Origin of the sequence: Pectobacterium aquaticum, from assembly GCF_003382565.3 — a bacterium.
GTDB classification, from domain to species: Bacteria; Pseudomonadota; Gammaproteobacteria; order Enterobacterales; family Enterobacteriaceae; genus Pectobacterium; species Pectobacterium aquaticum.
In genome coordinates, this window is sequence record NZ_CP086253.1 from 3694724 (window position 1) to 3716604 (window position 21881).

Annotated in this window: 19 protein-coding genes; 5 read left to right on the forward strand and 14 right to left on the reverse strand. The window is 52.0% G+C overall.

What is annotated here, in order from left to right; translation table 11 throughout:
* The 7 genes from mraY to mraZ are packed head-to-tail and all read right to left on the reverse strand — an operon-like array spanning position 1 to position 7418.
* Positions 1–1083, reverse strand: a complete 1083-nt coding sequence (gene mraY, locus DMB82_RS17125; RefSeq protein WP_010298023.1) for a phospho-N-acetylmuramoyl-pentapeptide-transferase — start codon at positions 1081–1083, stop codon at positions 1–3.
* On the reverse strand, positions 1077–2438 hold the full coding sequence (gene murF, locus DMB82_RS17130; RefSeq protein WP_116163739.1) for a UDP-N-acetylmuramoyl-tripeptide--D-alanyl-D-alanine ligase: 1362 nt from the start codon (positions 2436–2438) through the stop codon (positions 1077–1079). Before murF ends, mraY begins: the two co-directional genes overlap by 7 nt.
* The gene (gene murE / locus DMB82_RS17135; RefSeq protein WP_116163741.1) at positions 2435–3922 is read right to left on the reverse strand and encodes a UDP-N-acetylmuramoyl-L-alanyl-D-glutamate--2,6-diaminopimelate ligase; all 1488 of its coding nucleotides are present in this window, start codon (positions 3920–3922) and stop codon (positions 2435–2437) included. The genes murF and murE overlap by 4 nt, the downstream gene beginning before the upstream one ends.
* Positions 3909–5672: a peptidoglycan glycosyltransferase FtsI gene (locus tag DMB82_RS17140; RefSeq protein WP_102117363.1), complete on the reverse strand. Its 1764-nt coding sequence runs from the start codon at positions 5670–5672 to the stop codon at positions 3909–3911. Before DMB82_RS17140 ends, murE begins: the two co-directional genes overlap by 14 nt.
* Positions 5673–5695: 23 nt before the next feature.
* Entirely contained in the window at positions 5696–6016 is a 321-nt protein-coding gene (ftsL, locus tag DMB82_RS17145) for a cell division protein FtsL (RefSeq protein WP_102117364.1), read from the reverse strand.
* Positions 6013–6957: a 16S rRNA (cytosine(1402)-N(4))-methyltransferase RsmH gene (gene rsmH, locus DMB82_RS17150; RefSeq protein ID WP_102117365.1), complete on the reverse strand. Its 945-nt coding sequence runs from the start codon at positions 6955–6957 to the stop codon at positions 6013–6015. The genes ftsL and rsmH overlap by 4 nt, the downstream gene beginning before the upstream one ends.
* A gap of 2 nt (positions 6958–6959) precedes the next feature.
* Complete coding sequence (gene mraZ, locus DMB82_RS17155; RefSeq protein ID WP_010298042.1) at positions 6960–7418, reverse strand: division/cell wall cluster transcriptional repressor MraZ; 459 nt, start codon at positions 7416–7418, stop codon at positions 6960–6962.
* Positions 7419–8305: 887 nt separating this feature from the next.
* Between mraZ and DMB82_RS17160 the strand changes: the two genes are divergently transcribed.
* Positions 8306–8743 carry an L-alanine exporter AlaE gene (locus DMB82_RS17160; protein WP_102117366.1) on the forward strand — a complete coding sequence of 146 codons (438 nt, stop codon included), beginning with the start codon at positions 8306–8308 and terminating at the stop codon, positions 8741–8743.
* 85 nt (positions 8744–8828) lie between these two features.
* On the opposite strand, the gene cra is transcribed toward DMB82_RS17160, so the two are convergent.
* The 4 genes from cra to DMB82_RS17180 form a co-directional block, all read right to left on the reverse strand.
* A complete protein-coding gene (gene cra, locus DMB82_RS17165; protein WP_095700618.1) occupies positions 8829–9833 on the reverse strand; it encodes a catabolite repressor/activator in 1005 nt (334 codons plus the stop codon).
* A gap of 267 nt (positions 9834–10100) precedes the next feature.
* Positions 10101–10592: an acetolactate synthase small subunit gene (gene ilvN / locus DMB82_RS17170; RefSeq protein ID WP_010681718.1), complete on the reverse strand. Its 492-nt coding sequence runs from the start codon at positions 10590–10592 to the stop codon at positions 10101–10103.
* Positions 10593–10594: 2 nt separating this feature from the next.
* The gene (ilvI, locus tag DMB82_RS17175) at positions 10595–12313 is read right to left on the reverse strand and encodes an acetolactate synthase 3 large subunit (protein ID WP_102117367.1); all 1719 of its coding nucleotides are present in this window, start codon (positions 12311–12313) and stop codon (positions 10595–10597) included.
* A gap of 361 nt (positions 12314–12674) precedes the next feature.
* A complete protein-coding gene (locus tag DMB82_RS17180) occupies positions 12675–14480 on the reverse strand; it encodes an AMP-dependent synthetase/ligase (RefSeq protein ID WP_116163743.1) in 1806 nt (601 codons plus the stop codon).
* Between the two features lie 408 nt (positions 14481–14888).
* Between DMB82_RS17180 and leuA the strand changes: the two genes are divergently transcribed.
* From leuA to leuD, 4 genes are read left to right on the forward strand one after another with little or no spacing between them, the layout of a single operon-like run.
* Complete coding sequence (gene leuA / locus DMB82_RS17185) at positions 14889–16487, forward strand: 2-isopropylmalate synthase (RefSeq protein ID WP_102117369.1); 1599 nt, start codon at positions 14889–14891, stop codon at positions 16485–16487.
* Complete coding sequence (leuB, locus tag DMB82_RS17190; protein WP_116155408.1) at positions 16487–17578, forward strand: 3-isopropylmalate dehydrogenase; 1092 nt, start codon at positions 16487–16489, stop codon at positions 17576–17578. The genes leuA and leuB overlap by 1 nt, the downstream gene beginning before the upstream one ends.
* Positions 17579–17580: 2 nt before the next feature.
* Entirely contained in the window at positions 17581–18981 is a 1401-nt protein-coding gene (leuC, locus tag DMB82_RS17195; RefSeq protein ID WP_010298066.1) for a 3-isopropylmalate dehydratase large subunit, read from the forward strand.
* Between the two features lie 13 nt (positions 18982–18994).
* Positions 18995–19597, forward strand: a complete 603-nt coding sequence (gene leuD / locus DMB82_RS17200) for a 3-isopropylmalate dehydratase small subunit (protein WP_102117371.1) — start codon at positions 18995–18997, stop codon at positions 19595–19597.
* Positions 19598–19852: 255 nt separating this feature from the next.
* Here leuD and DMB82_RS17205 read toward each other — a convergent pair whose 3' ends face one another.
* The 3 genes from DMB82_RS17205 to DMB82_RS17215 form a co-directional block, all read right to left on the reverse strand.
* On the reverse strand, positions 19853–20164 hold the full coding sequence (locus DMB82_RS17205) for an AzlD domain-containing protein (RefSeq protein WP_102117372.1): 312 nt from the start codon (positions 20162–20164) through the stop codon (positions 19853–19855).
* Positions 20161–20895 (reverse strand): AzlC family ABC transporter permease, encoded by a 735-nt coding sequence (locus tag DMB82_RS17210; RefSeq protein WP_102117373.1) that lies wholly within the window; start codon positions 20893–20895, stop codon positions 20161–20163. The genes DMB82_RS17205 and DMB82_RS17210 overlap by 4 nt, the downstream gene beginning before the upstream one ends.
* Positions 20896–21034: 139 nt before the next feature.
* Entirely contained in the window at positions 21035–21871 is an 837-nt protein-coding gene (locus DMB82_RS17215; RefSeq protein WP_116163745.1) for an AraC family transcriptional regulator, read from the reverse strand.
* Between the last annotated feature and the right edge of the window lie 10 nt (positions 21872–21881).

The window sequence follows — 21881 nt, forward strand, 5'->3', positions numbered from 1 at the left end:
TTATCGTACCTTCAGCGTTGCCAGGCCAATCAGCACTAGCATCAACGAAATAATCCAGAAGCGCACAATCACGCGCGGTTCCGGCCAGCCTTTAAGTTCATAATGATGATGAATCGGCGCCATGCGGAAAATCCGCTGCCCGCGCAACTTAAAGGATCCGACTTGCAAAATCACCGACAGCGTTTCGACCACGAATACGCCGCCCATAATCACTAACAAAAACTCCTGACGTAGCAGGACCGCGATCGTCCCCAGCGCGCCGCCCAGCGCCAGCGAGCCTACGTCCCCCATGAAGACCTGAGCCGGATAGGTGTTAAACCACAGGAACCCAAGCCCCGCGCCCACAATCGCGGTGCAGACGATCACCAACTCACTGGCATGACGGATATACGGAATATGCAGGTAACCAGCAAAATTCATGTTCCCCGTTGCCCATGCTACCAATGCAAAGCCAGCGGCAACAAATACGGTCGGCATGATTGCCAAGCCATCCAGACCATCGGTCAGATTTACCGCATTACTGGTGCCGACAATCACAAAGTAGGCCAGCGCAACATAGAGCAGGCCCAATTGCGGCATTACGTCTTTGAAAAATGGCACAACCAGCTGCGTGGCTGGCGTATCTTTGCCGATGGAATACATGGTGAAAGCCACAACGAGCGCAATCACTGACTGCCAGAAATATTTCCAGCGGGCAATCAACCCCTTGGTATCCTTACGGACCACTTTGCGGTAGTCATCAACAAAACCGACAGCGCCATAGCCAGCTAACACCAGCAGTACGCACCAGACATACGGGTTAGACAGATTCGCCCACATCAAAACGGAAACGATAATCGCCACCAGGATCATCACGCCCCCCATCGTCGGGGTGCCGCGCTTACTGAAATGTGATTCTGGCCCTTCGTTACGCACAACCTGCCCAATCTGCAAACGCTGCAGCCAAGCGATCATATGCGGTCCCATCCATAGGGAAATAACCAATGCGGTCAGCAGGCTGACAATGGCGCGGAACGTCAAATAAGAAAAGACGTTAAAACCGGTATAAAGTTTGGCCAAATGTTCGGCCAGCCATACTAACATTGCGCATTCTCCTGTAATGCATGTACAACCTGCTCCATCGCAGAACTGCGTGAGCCTTTGACCAATACGCTGATGACGTTATGTTCTGACATCAGCACCTTCAAACGTGAAACCAGCGCGGCTTTATCCTGAAAATGCTCACCATTGCCACTGGCAGTGCCGATCAATTCACTCAATGTTCCCACACTCAATACGCGATCAATGCCTGCAACACGCGCAGCTTCTCCCACTTGACGATGGCACTCAGGGGCTTCATCCCCCAACTCGCCCATATCACCAACAACCATCACACGGTAGCCCGGCATGTCAGCCAATACCTGTGCCGCCGCCGTCATCGAGCCCACATTCGCGTTGTAGCTGTCATCCAGCAGCAACTTGCCCTCAGACAACGCAATCGGAAACAACCGCCCCGGCACCGCCTGAAGCTGAGATAACCCAGCTTTAACGGCTTCCAGCGTCGCTCCGACGGACATTGCCAGCGAAGCCGCCGCCAGTGCGTTAGAAATGTTATGTCGACCCGGTAAAGGCAGCAGAACCTGCGTTTTGCCAAATGGCGTGTGAAGAGTGAAACGCGTACCTTGCGCTAAAACGTCTACGTCGCTGGCAAAAAAATCGATATCGCAAGCCGCCTGCGGCGAGAAACGCCACACGGTTTTATGATTAAACATGACCTGCCAGTGCGGGAAATCGTTGCTATCTGCATTCACGATCGCTACGCCGTCTGCTGGCAACCCCGCAAAAATCTCACCTTTCGCCTGCGCCACACCGGCCAGTGAGCCAAACCCTTCCAGATGCGCAGCAGCCAGATTATTGACCAACGCGCTTTCCGGCCGCACTAAATCGGTGGTATAGGCAATCTCACCAATGTGATTCGCCCCGAGTTCAATCACCGCAAACTGGTGTTCCGCCGTCAGACGCAGCAGCGTTAGCGGCACACCGATATCGTTGTTGAAGTTGCCAGCGGTATACAGCACTGAGCCACACTGGCGCAGAATCGCCGCCGTCATCTCTTTAACCGAGGTTTTACCGGAAGAACCTGTCAACGCGACAACACGCGCCTTTGACTGCTGACGAACCCAGGCACCTAATTGGCCCAACGCCACACGCGTATCGCTCACCAGCAGTTGCGGCACATCGATATGTAAGTGCTTACTGACTAAAAGAGCCGCGGCACCGCCTTTCACTGCATCAGCAGCGTAATCGTGCGCATCAAATTTTTCGCCTTTCAGCGCGACAAATAAGCAGCCAGACGACAACTTACGCGTATCGGTTGAAATATCTTCAATATCAATGTCTTCGCCAATCAACTGTGCATTCAGCACCGTGGCAAGCAGTTGCAAGGAGACGCGAATCATGCAATTACCCCCAGCAGGCGGGCAACGGTGATGCGATCGGAATAATCAAGACGCTGATTGCCAACCAGTTGGTAGTCTTCGTGCCCTTTACCCGCAACCAGCACCACGTCATTTTCCTGCGCCTGCATGATCGCGCTGGTGACTGCTTCAGCACGTCCGTGAATCACCTGAACGCGCCCCGCATCCAGCAGCCCAGAGAGAATATCGGCCACAATCGCCTGAGGCTCTTCACTGCGCGGGTTATCATCCGTCACCACAACGCGGTCGGCCAACTGTTCTGCGATGCCGCCCATAAGTGGGCGCTTACCTTTATCACGATCGCCGCCGCAGCCAAATACACACCAGAGTTTCCCCTGACAGTGCAAACGCGCCGCTTCAAGCGCTTTTTCCAGCGCGTCTGGCGTGTGGGCGTAATCCACAACGACCGTTGGCTTTCCTTCAGCATGGAAAACTTCCATGCGGCCACATACCGGTTGCAGTTGAGAACCCGCGATAACCAATTGATCGAGCGGATAGCCCAGAGACAGCAGCGTTGCCAGCGCCAGCAGCATATTGCTGACGTTAAACGCGCCCATCAGGCGGCTTTCAATTTCGCCATGCCCCCAGCTTGAATCAAACGCAATCGTGGCGCCGTTATCGTGATAATCAATCTGTGTCGCTTTCAGCCAGCGCCCACGGCAGCCGGGGACAAGATTGTTTTCCATAGTGACAGCAACCGCATCCGGCAGCTTCGCCAACCAGCGCAGACCAACCTCATCATCAGCATTGATAATCATCTGGCCAACGCGATGTTCAGCAAACAGCGCCCACTTGGCCGCTTCGTAGCTTTCCATATCGCCATGGTAATCAAGATGATCGCGGCTCAGGTTAGTGAACACCGCCGCCGCAAACGGCAACGCAGCCACACGATGCTGCACCAGACCGTGGGAGGACACTTCCATTGCGGCGAAGGTCGCACCTTGCTCTACCAACTGGCTCAGCACCTGCTGAACATCGACAGCAGACCCTGTCGTATTCTCTGTCGGAATCGCCCGACCCAATAGGCCATTGCCTACCGTGCCCATCACCGCACTCGTTTCGCCTAGTGCCTGGCTCCACTGCGCCAGAAGCTGAGTCGTCGTCGTTTTCCCGTTCGTTCCCGTTACGCCAATCAGCTGTAACGTTTCCGCAGGCTGCTGATAAAAACGGCCTGCCAGCGCGGAAAGCCGCTGGTTCAGATTGCTGAAATATACCACTGGCACACCGTGCATTTCGCGAACGGTGCCATCAGCGGCTTCACCTTCTGCTTCGGCAATAATCGCTGCTACGCCTTGCGCAATTGCCTGCGGAATATAGCGCCGTCCATCTGCTTTGTGCCCGACAATCGCGACAAACAGATCCCCGGCAGCCGCAACGCGGCTGTCTAATGTCATTTCCCGCAGCGCGCACGCCGGAGTGTCTTGCACCCACGGCGCAAGTAAATCGCGCAAATTACGATCTGCCACCTGATCCCTCTTCTCTATTAATTACAAACTCGTTTTTGTCGCCTGTCGGCAACGCATCCGGTTCGATATTCATCGTACGCAGAACGCCGCCCATGATGGCGCCAAAGATTGGCGCAGAAACCGCGCCGCCGTAGTACTTCCCTGCCTGCGGATCGTTAATCACGACAACCAGAGCAAAACGTGGGTTACTGGCAGGTGCCACACCCGCCGTGTAGGCAATATATTTGTTGATGTACTTGCCATCTGGGCCAACTTTCTTGGCAGTACCGGTTTTAATCGCGATACGGTAACCTTTGATGGCCGCCTTGGTGCCGCCGCCGCCGGGCAGTGCCACGCTTTCCATCATATGCACCACGGAACGTACCAACGCCTCAGGGAAGACACGCTCGCCTGGAACGGGGGGATCAACTTTGGTAATCGACAACGGACGATAAATACCGAAACTGCCAATCGTGGCGTAGACTCGCGCTAACTGTAACGGTGTTACCATCAGCCCGTAGCCGAAAGAAAAGGTGGCCCTCTCTATGTCAGACCACCGTTGTTTTTGAGGGTATAAGCCACTGCTTTCTCCGACCAATCCCAAATTGGTCGCTTTTCCTAATCCAAAGCGCGCGTAAGTATCTACAAGCGCAGAGGAAGGCATCGCTAACGCCAGCTTAGACACGCCAACGTTACTCGACTTTTGAAGCACACCCGCCAGCGTCAATTCGCTGTAACGCGCCACGTCTTTGATCTCATGGCCATTCACGTAATAAGGTAGGGTGCTGAGCACACTGTTTTCTTTCACGACCCCGCGCTGTAGCGCCGTCATTACCACCATTGGTTTAACGGTAGAGCCGGGTTCGAAAATGTCGGTAATCGCTCGGTTACGCATAATGTCTTGCGGCGTACCCGCCAAATTGTTCGGGTTATAAGACGGGCTATTCGCCATCGCCAGCACTTCGCCCGTATTCACATCGACCAGTACTGCCGTTCCTGACTCCGCTTTGTTAAAAGCAACGGCGTTGTTGAGTTCGCGGTAAACCAGCGCCTGCAAACGCTCATCAATGCTAAGCGCCAGATTGTGTGCAGCCTGACTGTCAACAGAGGAGATATCTTCAATCACGCGGCCAAACCGGTCTTTACGCACGGTTCGTTCACCAGGTTGCCCGGTCAGCCAGCGGTCAAAACTTTTCTCAACCCCTTCAATGCCCTGTCCATCGATATTGGTGAAACCAATGAGGTGAGAAGTCACTTGCCCAGAAGGATAATACCGGCGAGATTCCTGCCGCAGATTAATACCCGGCAGCTTCAGCTTATGAATGTATTCGCCAATGGCTGGGTTCACCTGACGCGCGAGGTAAACAAAGCGGCCTTTAGGGTTAGCATTGATCTTCGCTGCCAACTGATCCAACGGAATATCAAGCGCATCAGACAGTGCTTTCCAGCGCGTATCCAGCGTAATACCGCCACGATCGTTCACTTCTTTCGGATCGGCCCAGACGGCATTCACTGGCACGCTAACGGCCAAAGGACGGCCAGCACGATCGCTTATCATGCCGCGTGCCGTTGGTACTTCCTGTACGCGCAAAGAACGCATATCCCCTTCGCGTACCAGTTTATCTGGGTTGATGACCTGAAGATAAGCCGCACGCGCCATCAAGCCAACCATCGCAAGCAGAATACAGCCGCAAAGCAACGCAAAACGCCAGCTAACAAAGCTGGCTTGATCTTCCTGGCGCTTTAACTTTCCTGTACGGGCTGCTTTCATGCTTAGCTGGTTGCCTATTTAGTTCATTGCTTAACCACAATGTTTTCCTGTGACGGATCAACGTGCCCCATTTGCAGTTTTTCTGTCGCGATCCGCTCCACACGGCTATGATCCCCTAATGAGTTTTCCTCCAGGATCAGGTTTCTCCATTCGATATCCAACGCATCACGTTCCAGCAGAAGCTGCTCGCGTTCGGCTGTTAGCAAGCGCGTCTTATGCGCCGTTGTAACCACAAAGATCGCAGAAACCAGCACGGCAACCATCAGCAACACTGGGAGCTTTGCATGACGCAGCAAATCCTCACCGATGACGCCGACCAGCGTATGCCGCTCGTTACCTATCACGCTGGCAGTCTCTCCGCGAAACGCAAAACAGAACTGCGCGCGCGTGGGTTTTCCGCCACTTCTGCTTCCGAAGGCATCAGTTTCTTGCCGACAGCTTTTAACGTCTGCCCGCCTTGGCTACGCAACTGTTCTTCCGTTAACGGCAGACCAACTGGCACCTGTGGCCCACGGCTCTGATGGCGAATAAACCGTTTCACAATCCGATCTTCTAACGAGTGAAAGCTGATCACCGACAGACGCCCCTGCGGAGCCAGTACGCTCAATGCACCTTCTAATGCACGTTCGATCTCTTCCAGTTCGCTATTAATATAAATGCGGATCGCCTGAAAACTGCGCGTTGCCGGATGCTTATGCTTTTCTCTAATCGGGCTAGCGGCAGCGATCAATTCGGCGAGTTCTTTTGTCCGCGTCATCGGGTCGAGACGATTACGTTCCACAATGGCGCGAGCAATACGCTTGGCAAAACGCTCTTCGCCGAACGTTTTCAAGACCCAGACAATGTCGTCAGCTTCCGCTTTCATCAGCCATTCAGCGGCGGACAAACCATGCGTCGGATCCATACGCATATCCAGCGGGCCATCGCGCATAAATGAAAACCCCCGTTCAGGGTCATCAAGCTGAGGAGAAGAAACGCCAAGATCGAGCAGAACGCCATCGATCTGACCGGTCAGCCCGAGTTCCGCAACATACTCCGCCATCGCGGAAAACGGCCCGTGAATAATAGAGAAACGAGGATCGTCAATCGCCTTGGCGGCTTCAATTGCCTGAGGATCGCGATCGATAGCTAACAGACGTCCTTCCGGCCCCAGTTGGGAAAGAATCAGACGAGAATGACCACCACGGCCAAATGTGCCGTCGATGTATATGCCGCCGCTGCGGATGTTCAGGCCATTTACTGCCTCATCCAACAGGACGGTGGTATGTTTATAATTTTCCAGCATGGCTATAGCGATAGATCCTGCAACCGCTCAGACAAAGGTTCCTGAGTCGATTGTTCAGCGTCAATATCATCCCTGACCTGTTGATACCAAGTCTGTTCATCCCACAGCTCAAACTTGTTGAACTGCCCGACTAGCATCACTTCTTTTTTGAGGTCCGCATGCTGCCTTAACGTATTCGCAATCAACAAACGCCCTGCACTATCCATTTGGCACTCGCTGGCATGCCCCAAGAGCAAACGCTGAACACGACGTTCAGCAGGGTTCATGCTCGACAAGCGCGATAGCTTTTGTTCAATAATTTCCCATTCAGGTAAGGGATAAAGCAGCAGGCATGGCTGATGCAGGTCAATGGTGCAAACCATTTGACCTTGTGATTCCCCGTTCAGCATTTCCCGATATCGGGTAGGCACAGCAAGGCGCCCTTTACTGTCGAGGTTAACCAGCGTAGCTCCACGAAACATACCTGAGTTACCCCTCCATCACCTTTTTCACCACTTTACCCCACAAAATCCCACCTTTAAGAGTGTACGGAGGGTATGAAAACCTTGTCAAGCCAGAGCGGACGCGCTTTGGGATTATTCCTGAATGAATTGGGGCCGTCATAGAGGTAAAAGGAATAAGGAGTCAGAATTAACAAAGATTAACATCATGATAATTTGAGGAAAATCCATAGCAGAACGGGAATATTGCAAACATATAGCCACCAACTCCGGTATATCGATTATTTTTATTGTCACAAGCTGATACCAAAGACAGCCGTTTTCAGAATAGTCTTACCAAGCCAAACACCCTGAATACCAAGGCTTATACAAACCTGCAGCATCATACCGTAGCTGTTAACATCTACTCAATGTTACATTTTTAACATCAACACCACCGATTCTTCATTAATCAGCCGATTTACGTTGATGGATGCCCTACTGACGCATGCGGCTTCCTGAAAAGAAAAGTAGGTTCAGGAAACGCGCCGAATAAATTGAGCGTCCCCATATCCAAAGACGCATTAAAAATGGGGCAACACAAGCAACCCTGTTTTATCGGTCATCGACTCACTTCCTTTAATGCTTTAATGCAATTCCTTCCCTCGCAGAAAGGCCTTCCCCCAAAAAATCATAACGATTTGTTTTTAAAAAACTTTAAATCCCTTGTCGCGATAAAAAAACGGGAAAGTTACCGAGCAGACATAAAGTAGCGGGAAAGTATAAAAAACACTCACAAATAAATATTTTTACCTAGTACAAAGCCAATCATTCAGTGATGTACACTATACAAATAAAATAATGCATGACAAAAAACCACATAAATCCATTACACCAGTTTATCCGCCCTAAGAATGGAGCAACCAGGAATGTTTTCCCCGACGTCACGATTGCGAAGTGCCACCGCCGATACCTTTGCACTCGTTGTCTATTGTTTTATCACTGGCATGGCGATAGAAATCATGCTTTCCGATATGAGCGTCGAGCAATCGCTGTCTTCACGCTTGTTATCTATCCCCGTCAATATTGCTATTGCCTGGCCGTATGGGCTTTACCGCGATCGCGTGTTGAATATGGCCAGACGTCACGGCGGTGAGCATTTCCTAGTGCGCAGCGTCGCCGATCTGTTTGCCTATGTCAGCTTCCAATCCCCAGTTTACGCCATTATTCTCTGGTCTATCGGAGCGAATTCTGCACAAATCCTGACCGCTGTTACCAGTAATTTGGTGGTGTCGATGGTGACGGGCGTGATATATGGCTACTTTCTGGAATATTGCCGTCGGCTATTCCGGGTCGCATTGCCATAAAAGCGAATTGAGATTAAGTAGCGAATTGACATTGAGTAAAGAAGAAGCGCCATAGTGACTATGGCGCAGAAATGCAGACAGAGAATTACGCGCGGCTCAGTGAACCACGACGGTAGAGATTACGTCGAATACGATTCAAACCAGGCTTCGGCCTTTTCGGTTCATCCAGACTGGCCAACACCAGCTCCAGTACGCGTTCCGCGACTTCACGATGGCGCTGAGCGACAGACAAGACTGGGCACTCTAGATAATCCAACAGCTCATTGTCCCCAAAGGTCGCGATAGCCAGATTATTCGGCAAACGCCCGTTGATCCTCAGGTTAACATCCATCACTCCCTGCAATAGCGGGAATGAGGTCGTGAATAAGGCTTCGGGCATAGGATTATCTTTCAAATAATCCATAAACGCAGCAGCGGAAGCCACACGTTCATAACTATTGGAATAAAGGTAATTCACTTCGCGCGGATCGCCCGCCCACGCCTGACGGAACCCCTGCTCACGTAGGAAACTGACGGAAAGCTCAGGCAAGGCACCAAGATAAAGTACCGATTTAGCAGGCATTTTTCTTAATTCTTGTGCCAGCATTTCAGCATCTTCAAGATCGGCCCCCACCACGCTGGTGAAGTGCTCACGATCTAACGCCCTGTCTAACGCAATAATCGGCAGACTGCCGTTTATCCAACGTTGATAAAACGGGTGTTCCGGCGGTAATGCGGTAGAAACAATAATCGCATCAACCTGGCGCTGCAACAGGTGCTCAATACACCGCATCTCGTTGTCAGGCTGATCTTCTGAACACGCAATTAATAGCTGATATCCGCGCTGTCTGGCCTGACGCTCCAGATAATTAGCGATGCGTGTATAACTGGTATTTTCCAAATCGGGAATAACCAAACCAATTGAACGCGTGCGCCCGGCACGTAATCCAGCCGCGACGGCGTTGGGATGATAGTTGTGCTCCCTGACGACAGCCATGACTTTCTCAACGGTTTTATCGCTGACGCGATATTGTTTTGCTTTCCCGTTAATGACATAGCTGGCTGTCGTGCGTGAAACACCCGCAAGACGCGCGATTTCATCCAGTTTCACGGTAACCCCTTAGTAGGCCGGAAAATAAGTAGGCCGGCTCAATAAATAGTGTGATGACCATAAAATCATCATGGATATGGCGTAGATCTAACAGCAGAAGCTTTTGTACGGCAACTGCTTTTATCACGTTACTGACATATTTCAAGCTGCCATACCAATAATGGATGTCTTTTAAGCTGAATATATTGTGTCTATATAAGATAAGGGAAATAAAAAGGCCCGATACTATTATCGGGCCTCTTAAAAGAAAAAGCAGCGAAAAGTCGATTAACGCATGATTTTATCGCCGCGCGATACGCCGACGATACCAGAGCGTGCCACTTCAACAATTTCAGACACTTCCCGTACGGCGCTGAGGAATGCGTCCAGTTTATCGCTGGTGCCAGCAAGCTGTACGGTATAAAGCGAGGCGGTGACATCCACGATCTGACCGCGGAAAATATCGGCGCAGCGTTTCACTTCTTCACGGCCATAGCCTGTAGCCTGTAGCTTCACCAGCATGATCTCACGCTCAACATGCGCGCCCTGCCCCAGTTCGCTAACGCGCAGGACATCCACCAGCTTGTGCAGTTGCTTTTCGATCTGCTCCAGCACTTTCTCATCGCCTACTGTCTGAATAGTCATACGAGATAGCGTTGGGTCTTCGGTGGGTGCCACCGTCAGACTTTCGATGTTGTAGCCACGCTGTGAAAACAGGCCGACGACACGTGACAAGGCACCTGATTCATTCTCAAGTAATACTGATAAAATCCGCCGCATGATCAGGTCCTCTCCGTTTTGCTCAACCACATTTCATCCATCGCCCCGCCGCGAATCTGCATGGGGTAAACATGCTCGCTGCTGTCGATGTTGATATCAACAAACACCAGACGGTCTTTCTGTGCCAACGCTTGCAACAGCTTGCTTTCCAGTTCGTCCGGCGTATCGATAGAAATCCCGATGTGACCGTACGCTTCAGCCAGCTTGACGAAATCTGGTAATGATTCCATATAAGAACTGGAATGGCGGCCAGAGTAAATCATGTCCTGCCACTGCTTCACCATACCGAGGAAGCGGTTGTTCAGGTTAATGACCACCACAGGCAGATCATATTGCAGCGCCGTAGAAAGTTCCTGAATATTCATCTGAATACTGCCGTCGCCCGTTACGCAAATCACCGTTTCTTCCGGCAGCGCAAGCTTGATACCCAACGCCGCAGGCAGGCCAAAGCCCATCGTACCCAGCCCACCGGAGTTCACCCAGCGGCGCGGTAAATCGAACGGATAATACAGCGCGGCGAACATCTGGTGCTGACCGACGTCCGATGCCACATAGGCTTTGCCTTCGGTCAGCCGATGCAACGTTTCAATGACCGCCTGCGGTTTAATCTTGTCGCCTTCGGTGCTGTATTTCAGACAGTGACGCCCACGCCACTGTTCGATACCCTGCCACCAGTCACGCAACGCATCAAACTGCTGCTGTGCGCCATCCTGTGCCAGCAACTCCAGCATCAGGCTTAATACCTGTTTGGCATCGCCAACGATGGGAACATCAGCATTGACCGTTTTGGAAATCGACGCAGGATCGATATCAATATGCAGTACCGTCGCATTCGGACAGTACTTCGCCAGATTGTTCGTCGTACGGTCGTCGAAGCGCACCCCGACGGCGAAAATTACATCGGCGTTATGCATGGCCATATTGGCTTCATACGTCCCGTGCATCCCCAACATGCCGAGGCATTGACGGTGCGTTCCGGGAAAACCGCCCAGCCCCATCAGCGAGGTTGTCACTGGCAGGTTAAGTTTTTCCGCCAGCGTCAGCAGTTCTTCGTGGCACTCCGCGTTAATCACGCCACCACCGCTGTAGATAATCGGCTTTTCTGCTGCCAGCAGCGTTTGCAGCGCACGACGAATCTGCCCTTTGTGCCCTTGAACCGTCGGGTTATAGGAGCGCATGCTGACACTTTCTGGATAAACGTACGGCAGCTTATTCGCCGGATTCATGATGTCTTTCGGCAGATCGACCACCACAGGCCCCGGGCGTCCGGTTGATGCCAGATAGAATGCTTTTTTCAGGATCGTCGGGACATCTTCCGCTTTCTTGACCAGAAAACTGTGCTTAACGATAGGCCGGGAAATCCCCACCGTGTCGCATTCCTGAAAGGAATCGTAGCCAATCAGCGAAGTCGCAACCTGACCGGACAACACCACCATAGGAATGGAGTCCATATAGGCAGTCGCGATACCGGTAATCGCGTTGGTCGCACCGGGACCGGACGTGACCAGCACGACGCCGACCTCACCCGTCGCACGCGCATAGCCATCCGCCATATGTACCGCACCTTGCTCATGCCGCACCAAAATATGCTCGATACCGCCAACCGTATGCAGGGCGTCGTAAATATCCAGCACCGCACCGCCCGGATAACCGAACACATGTTTTACGCCCTGATCGATCAACGATCGGACCACCATTTCGGCGCCTGACAACATCTCCATGGGTCTGCCTCTTTTGTTCAGAAAGCGGAATCCGCTTCTGTATTGACCGGGGAAAATCCCCGCGCTCACGTTGTGTTAATACTGTTAACTTTTAGTACAACAATACGAAATATTACAGGATTGCTAATAACCCATTAACATAACGCCAGATTATGGCGCAGACAAACGGCAAAAAACCACCGCTCTTAATTGGGACTAGGGGAAATCAAACGTGAGGGAAAAAGGAACTGAGATAAAATACTAACTGGGAACCTTCAGACCTGAGAGATCGTCCATAAAGGCCACAAATTACAGAGTGAAATATTGAGGCCGAAAATCCACATTTCTTTTCAGGAAACGCGCTTCTCGGCCTACGATATCATCAAGACTCTGCGTACATCGCATCAATTTCCAGTTGATAACGCTGGTTAATGATCTTCCTGCGCAGCTTGAGCGTTGGCGTCAGCTCCCCTTCTGCCATCGAAAACGGCACAGGCAGCAGTGTGAATTTCTTCACCTGCTCAACGCGGGAAAGATCTTTCTGCATCTCCCGCAGACGCCGCTCGAACAGCTCAATAATATGGCTGTGGCGCAGCAGTTCCAGACGATCGTGGTACTTCAGGTTGATGGAGTGTGCATATTCTTCCAGCGCCTCGAAACAGGGAACAATCAGCGCAGACACGTACTTGCGCGTGTCCGCAATAATCGCAACCTGTTCAATGAAGCGATCCTGCCCCAGCGTGCCTTCCAGATGCTGCGGTGCAATATATTTACCGCCCGAAGTTTTCATCAGATCTTTCAACCGTTCGGTAATAAACAGGTTACCGTTGGTATCCAGTTCCCCCGCATCGCCAGTTTTCAACCAGCCGTCTTCGGTAAAGGTTTCTGCAGTTTCCTGCGGACGATGGAAATAGCCTCGCATGATAGTTGCGCCGCGTACCTGAATCTCTTTTTCCTCACCAATGCGGACCTCAATTCCCGGCAGAGGCGTACCAATAGAGCCTAAGCGGAAGCGGCCTTCTTCCCAGCAGGAAACCGTGGCACAGGTTTCGGTCATGCCGTAACCATAGATAATACGAATTCCGATCGACCGGAAAAACAGGATGATATTGTCATCAAGTCGCGCGCCCGCAGCTGGCATAAAGCGAATTTCGCCCCCCAGCAGTTGGCGCAGTTTCCCTAACACCAGTCGGTCTGCATAGCGATGCATCACGCGGCGGAAAAGACCGCCCTTCTTCTCAGACTGGCTCGCCAGAAAAGCATGTTGCCCCTGCGCAAGAGCCCAGTTAAATAGACGCTGGCGATACCACGGTGCCTGCGCCACTTTTTCATGGATGGCGCTGTAAACTTTCTCATAAAAACGCGGTACGGCACACATCACGGTAGGCTTCACCGCCTGCATCGCAGCACGCACCAGATTCGTATCACTGAGGTACACGTTCTGCGCGCCACGGTGCATAATGACAAAGCTCCATGCGCGCTCAAATACGTGGGAAAGCGGCAAGAAACAGAGCGATACGTCGTTTTCTGACATATCCAGACGATCGTCATGCAGCTTTAGCTGCATCGCCATGTTGGTGTAATCCAGCATGACGCCTTTCGGTTCACCCGTCGTGCCAGAGGTATAAATCAGCGTAAACAGATCGTTGAGATCGCGGCTGTCGATGCGCGTTTGCCATTCCTCACGCCAGAAATCGTCTACCGCCTGCGCTTCAAACTCGCACAGGGATTGCACAATGTCGCTACCGCGCAGGTTAACGCCCTCATCCATCACGATGATGTTTCGCAACTGCGGGCACGTATCGCGCAGCGCCAGCAGCGCATCCAACTGTTCCTGACCACCGACGAATATCGTACGGATATCCGCATCATTGATAATGAACGCCGCCTGCGATGCCGTATTCGTGGCATAGATTGGCACGCTGATCGCACGCAGATGCAGCAGAGCCAGATCGGCAAGCGACCAGTTCATTGAATTATGAGAGAAAATCGCAACCCGTTCCTGAACATCCAGCCCCAGCGCTAAGAGCGCGCTGGCAATGCGCTGAATGCGCTGCCCGGCCTGTGTCCAGGTGAGTTGCTGTTCGCCCGCAGGCGTCCACTCGCGCAACGTAATACGGCCTGCGCAGTGATTGATTCGGTCTTGGACCCGGTGCACCACATGGTATGGCTGTAAATGATTATTCATCTGTAAAGAATTTCTAAGGGGAAGAATTTGACAGCGTTTCAGCGTACAGCTGTACATTATTTGGCGTGCAGTCTACCGTCATTGTTCAAAACCGCAACGATCTTTCGTTCATTCGCCGCTGGCTATCGCTGGTTTACTTGACGCACGTCACACCAATCAAACGTTGACATAACCCTGATAATAGAGTACCAATAAAGGAACACCGAATTTTAGATGACGAGACACCATGTTCAATTTTACCGTCCTACTAGGCCTACTACTAAACGCATCCTTCTTGCGCGGTAGGTTTGTGGGCAGAGTTCAGAACTAAGTTTCTCGCCACACGATACAAAAACCCGCGCTGATGCGCGGGTTTTTTTTTACTCGCCGAGCGCCAAGTACAAGTAGACACGACAAGGAACTAAACCGATGAGCGAGCAAGTCATTATTTTCGATACCACATTACGCGATGGTGAACAGGCTTTACAGGCCAGTCTGAGTGTAAAAGAAAAGCTGCAAATTGCCTTCGCCCTGGAGCGTATGGGCGTTGATGTCATGGAAGTTGGCTTTCCTGTGTCCTCTCCCGGCGACTTTGAATCCGTTCAGACGATTGCCCGCAACATCAAAAATAGTCGTGTGTGTGGCCTGACCCGTTGTGTTGAGAAAGACATCGATGTCGCCGCAGAAGCGCTGCGTGTCGCAGAAGCGTTCCGTATTCACACCTTTATCGCGACCTCACCGATGCACATCGCCACCAAGCTGCGCAGCACGCTGGATGAAGTGATCGAACGCGCCATTTACATGATCAAACGCGCGCGTAACTACACAGACGACGTTGAATTTTCCTGCGAAGATGCGGGTCGTACGCCAATCCCAGACCTGTGTCGCGTGGTTGAAGCCGCCATCAATGCCGGTGCTCGCACCATCAATATTCCTGACACCGTCGGCTACACCATGCCGCATGAGTTCGGCAATATCATCGCCTCTCTGTACCAACACGTTCCCAACATCGATAAAGCCATCATTTCTGTTCACACTCACGACGATCTGGGTCTGGCTGTCGGCAACGCCATGGCAGCCGTGCATGCAGGCGCTCGTCAGGTAGAAGGCACACTGAACGGTATCGGCGAACGTGCGGGTAACTGTTCACTGGAAGAAGTCATCATGGCGATCAAAACCCGCCATAACATCCTGAATGTGCACACCAACATCAATCATCAGGAAATCTACCGTACCAGCCAGTTGGTCAGCCAGATTTGCAATATGCCCATTCCTGCCAACAAAGCGGTTGTGGGTGCCAACGCCTTCGCCCACTCCTCTGGTATTCACCAGGATGGTGTGCTGAAGAACCGTGAAAACTACGAAATCATGACGCCGGAATCCATCGGCCTGAAAGAAGTCCAGTTGAACCTGACTTCCCGTTCTGGTCGCGCGGCAGTGAAACACCGCATGGAAGAGATGGGCTATCAGGACAGCGACTACAATCTGGACGATTTGTACTCTGCCTTCCTGAAACTGGCGGATAAGAAAGGTCAGGTTTTTGATTACGACCTGGAAGCGCTGGCCTTTATCAACCGTCAGCAGGAAGAGCCTGAGTTCTACCATCTGGATTATTTCAGCGTTCAGTCCGGCTCCAGCGTGATGGCAACCGCCTCTGTCAAACTGATCTGCGGCGAAGAAACCCAATCAGAAGCCGCGACGGGTAATGGCCCAGTGGATGCCGTTTATCAGGCAATCAACCGCATTACGGGTTATCAGGTTTCGCTGGTTAAATACCAACTGACCGCCAAAGGTCAGGGCCGTGATGCGCTGGGTCAGGTTGATATTGTCGCGGATTATCAAGGGCGTCGTTTCCACGGCGTCGGTCTGGCAACGGATATCGTTGAATCTTCCGCGCAGGCAATGGTAAATGTATTAAACAACATCAAACGTGCTCAGCAGGTAGAAAAAGAAATTCAACGTCTGCAGCAGCACAGTAACCAACAACAAAACGATAGCAAACAACAAAACAGTCAGGAAACAGTGTGATGACAAAGAGCTACCATATCGCCGTTTTACCCGGAGACGGCATTGGCCCAGAAGTAATGGCGCAGGCCCATAAAGTACTGGATGCGGTACGTCAGCGTTTTGGCATCCGCATTACCACCAGCGAATATGACGTTGGCGGTATCGCCATTGACCGTCAGGGCACACCGCTGCCGCAGGCGACCGTTGTAGGCTGTGAGCAGGCCGATGCGATTCTGTTTGGTTCCGTGGGCGGCCCGAAATGGGAACACCTGCCACCGGCAGAACAGCCAGAGCGCGGTGCGTTATTGCCTCTGCGTAAGCACTTCAAACTGTTCAGCAACCTGCGTCCTGCTCGCCTGTATCAGGGGCTGGAAGCGTTTTGTCCGCTGCGTAGCGACATCGCCGCCAAAGGCTTTGATATCCTGTGCGTCCGCGAACTGACAGGTGGGATCTACTTCGGTCAGCCAAAAGGGCGTGAAGGTAGCGGCCAGTATGAACGTGCTTTCGATACCGAGGTCTATCACCGTTTCGAAATTGAGCGCATCGCGCATATCGCGTTTGAATCCGCTCGCAAGCGTCGCAGCATCGTGACCTCTATCGATAAAGCCAATGTGCTGCAAAGCTCGATTCTGTGGCGCGAGATCGTCAACGAAGTCGCACAGCACTATCCGGATGTGAAGCTGTCCCACCTGTATATCGATAACGCGACAATGCAATTGATTAAGGATCCGTCTCAGTTTGACGTGATGCTGTGTTCTAACCTGTTCGGTGACATTCTGTCTGACGAGTGCGCCATGATTACCGGTTCAATGGGCATGCTGCCTTCTGCCAGCCTGAACGAGCAAGGCTTTGGCCTGTACGAACCAGCTGGCGGTTCCGCACCAGATATCGCTGGTAAAGATATTGCCAACCCGATTGCACAGATTCTGTCGCTGGCACTGCTGCTGCGCTACAGCCTGGGTGCAGACGATGCCGCAGAGGCGATCGAAAAAGCCGTTAATACCGCACTGGCTGAAGGCTATCGTACTGCCGATTTGGCAAGCACCGGCAGCGCGATCGGTACCAATGAAATGGGCGACGTGATTGCGCGTTTTGTCGCGCAAGGGGCATAACCATGGGTAAGACGTTATATCAAAAATTGTTCGAAGCACACGTGGTTCATGAAGCGCCGAACGAAACGCCGCTGCTGTATATCGACAGACATCTGGTACACGAAGTGACTTCCCCACAGGCCTTCGACGGCCTGCGAGCGATGGGCCGTAAGGTTCGTCAACCGGGGAAAACCTTCGCGACCATGGACCACAACGTGTCCACGCAAACCAAAGACATCAACGCCAGTGGGGAGATGGCCCGCATTCAGATGCAGGAGTTAATCAAGAACTGTGCAGAATTCGGCGTTCAACTGTATGACCTGAACCACCCGTATCAGGGCATTGTTCACGTTATCGGCCCTGAACAAGGGATGACGCTGCCGGGTATGACCATCGTCTGCGGTGACTCACACACGGCAACGCACGGCGCGTTTGGTTCACTGGCTTTCGGTATCGGTACGTCGGAAGTAGAACATGTGCTGGCGACGCAAACCCTGAAACAGGGTCGCGCCAAAACCATGAAGATTGAAGTCACCGGCGATGCACCACACGGCATCACCGCGAAAGACATCGTGCTGGCGATCATCGGTAAAACCGGTAGCGCAGGCGGCACCGGTCATGTGGTTGAATTCTGCGGTACCGCTATTCGTGCGCTGAGCATGGAAGGCCGCATGACGCTGTGTAATATGGCGATTGAGATGGGTGCGAAAGCAGGTCTGGTCGCGCCGGACGAGACAACCTTCAACTACCTGAAAGGCCGCCAGTTTGCACCGAAAGATGCCAACTGGGATGCCGCTGTTGCGTACTGGAGCACGCTGAAATCCGATGATGACGCGCAGTTCGATACGATCGTCACGCTGGACGCCGCGCAGATCGCGCCGCAGGTTACCTGGGGTACTAACCCCGGTCAGGTTATCGCCGTCAATCAGGAAATCCCTAGCCCTGACTCTTTCAGCGATCCGGTAGAACGCGCCTCCGCTGCCAAAGCGCTGGCCTATATGGATCTGCAACCCGGCATTAAACTGACCGACGTGAAGATCGATAAAGTCTTCATTGGTTCCTGCACCAACTCGCGCATTGAAGATTTGCGCGCAGCAGCAGAAATCGCCAAAGGGCGCAAAGTTGCCGCTGGCGTTCAGGCTATCGTCGTACCTGGCTCCGGCCCGGTAAAAACGATGGCAGAGCTGGAAGGGCTGGATAAAGTGTTCATCGAAGCGGGCTTTGAGTGGCGCTTACCGGGCTGTTCTATGTGTCTGGCGATGAATAATGACCGCCTGAACCCTGGCGAGCGTTGTGCATCAACCAGCAACCGTAACTTTGAAGGCCGTCAGGGTCGCGCGGGTCGCACCCATCTGGTCAGCCCGGCAATGGCTGCGGCTGCCGCAGTGACGGGTCGCTTTGCCGACGTCCGCGAGTTGAATTAAGAGAGAAACCGACATGGCTAAATTTACCCAACACACAGGTCTGGTGGTTCCTCTGGATGCCGCTAACGTCGATACCGACGCCATCATCCCCAAGCAGTTTCTGCAAAAGGTAACGCGTACCGGTTTCGGACAACATCTGTTCCACGACTGGCGCTTTCTGGACGATGCGGGCCAACAGCCCAACCCTAAGTTTGTGCTGAACCAGCCGCATTACAAAGGGGCGAGTATCCTGCTGGCGCGGGAAAACTTCGGCTGCGGTTCTTCCCGTGAGCACGCGCCGTGGGCGCTGACCGATTACGGCTTCAACGTCGTTATCGCCCCGAGCTTTGCCGATATTTTCTACGGTAACTCGTTTAATAACCAGCTGCTGCCGGTGAAGTTGAGCGATGAAGAAGTGGACGAACTGTTCAAGCTGGTTGACGGTCAGGAAGGTATTACCTTCACGGTCGATCTGGAAAATCAGGTCGTTCAGGCGGGCAGCAAAAGCTATCCGTTCGAAATCGACAGCTTCCGCCGTCACTGCATGATCAACGGGTTAGACAGCATCGGCCTGACGCTGCAACACGAAGCGTCTATCACCGAGTATGAAAAGAATCAGCCAGCCTTTTTGAACTGATTAAAGATTACGGATGGTCCGAAGCCCGCGCTTTATTGCGGGCTTTGGGGGCTAACAAAGCTCATTGAGCGGCAGTAACGGATAGATCGTAAAGACGCTGTAAACACATCCCTGTGCGCTCGGCTTGCGCCATCCATGGCGCAAACGCTTTACTCTTCTATTCCGTTACTCCCGTTTTCGTTCGGCAAATAGGTTTGTCAACAGTCTGAGTCCGCACTTTATTGCGGGCTTTTTCTTTTGGAAGAATGACGTGGATTACAGCAACCCGGCAATGAGATAAAAAGCCAGCATACTCAAGAGCACCGCGCCCACAATATTTCTGATAAAAAATGAAATCACGACACTCACTATCGCGCCGAGAAAATACGGGTTATCAGGAAAGGCGCGAATCACGCCGTGGTCCATTAAAATAATCGGTCCGCAAATCGCCGTGAGTAAACAAGGTGCTGAATACTTTAATGCACGATGGAGTAAAACCGGAATTTTTACCGGCACAGCGGGTTCGAGAAAAATATAGCGATTAAAAAACACAATCCCTGCCAGAACGAATATCAATAACCAGCTCATTTTTCTTCCTTAAGCACAGATGCAATGAACACAGAGAAAAACATGCCGCCGACGCCGGCGATAGCAATGGCGCCTTCTACCTTGAAATAGGTCAATGTCATCGACAGCAGCAGAGAAAACAGGACGCCAGAGAAGGTACTGATCTTCTTTATCATCGGCACAACGATGGTGACAAACGTGGCAACGATAGAGTAATCAAGGTGATACTTATCCAAATCAGGCACAGATGAGGCCATGACCACGCCAAGAATACTAAAGATATTCCAGAAAATATAAAAGGTGAAACCCGCACCGATTAAATAGCTGGTGCTAACGTTGTTCTTCCTGTCTTTCTTTTCACTAAGTGCAAAAAGCTCATCCGATAATAAAAACCCGATAGGAAGACGTTTTCTTAATTTCAACGTTGAAACATATTCACGCAGCGTCAGGCCATATATCAGGTGCTGCGCGGTGATAAAAAAAACGGAGATTAATAGCGTCGCGACATTCGCCCCAGACATGAGCAACCCTAGCGAGACGAGTTGCGCGGCTCCCGCGAAAATAATCGCCGACATCCCGATACTTTGGCCAACAGATAATCCCGACTGGATAGCCATAGAACCAGCCAGAATACCCCAGGGCACCACGGACAAACAGAGCGGCAGCATTTCAACTACGCCGGACATAAAATGCTTCCACGGACTCACGGTGTCTTTTGATTTAGACGATGAACGGGCTACGGTGTTTTCCATATAACATTGCACTACCATAAATAAATCGATAGCGGAAAACTAACAAACCGTCTTTTAAGAGTATTGGATGAATTTGCTGCGCCCCAGAATAGGGGGCGAGTCACGCAGCCAACGCACATGCAACTTGAAGTATGACGGGCTATGCGTTGCCTTTAGCAAACTCGCCAGGCGTCAATCCCAACGAATTTTTGAAATGGCGATGGAAGTGGCTCTGGTCGGTAAAACCACACGATACGGAAACATCGAGGATAGCATCGCCTTTACGCAACAATGCCTTAGCCTTGCGTAGACGAGCTTGGATCAAGTAGGCGTGAGGCGTAATCCCCACTACCGCTTTAAACTGCCGTAAGAAGTGCCACACACTGAGTTCAGCCAGCGCGGCCAATTCAACGAGAGCCAGTTCTCTCTCAGGATAGCTGTCCATAAACGCTTTAACGTTCAATATATTTTGGGTCGCAACGGGCAGTATCTGTGGTGTCAGGCGCGTCTTGCTATAGCGCATCGTCAGCCAGGTTAATGACGACAACAGCAGCGTTTCTTTTAATAGTATATTGCCCGGCTGAGCGAGCATATTGAACGTCATGAGTAACTGTTCTGCCAGTCCTGGATCGTGAATAACGGCGTTGGGAAACCACGGAATGGAGTCCTTTGAGCGTTGAAGATCCTGATTAATCGAGCGAAAAAGATCGGGATGCGGATAAATGGCGCGATAGGCCCAGCCCGTTTCTACCTCGGCACTCCCCGTGTGCACATCGTCCGCATTCACCAGAATAATGTCGCCTTTGGGGGCAACATGCTCTGCACCAGAACGATAAAAACGCTGAGCCCCCTGCTCAATCACGCTGATGCAATACGTATCATGCACATGACGGGGAAAGCGCTGCTGATAGTACTGCGCCTGCAACATATCCAGACCCCCTAATGCCTCCAGGTGTCTAAAATGTGTCTGCTCTTGCACTACCGGCTTTTTCTGCACGCGTTAACCC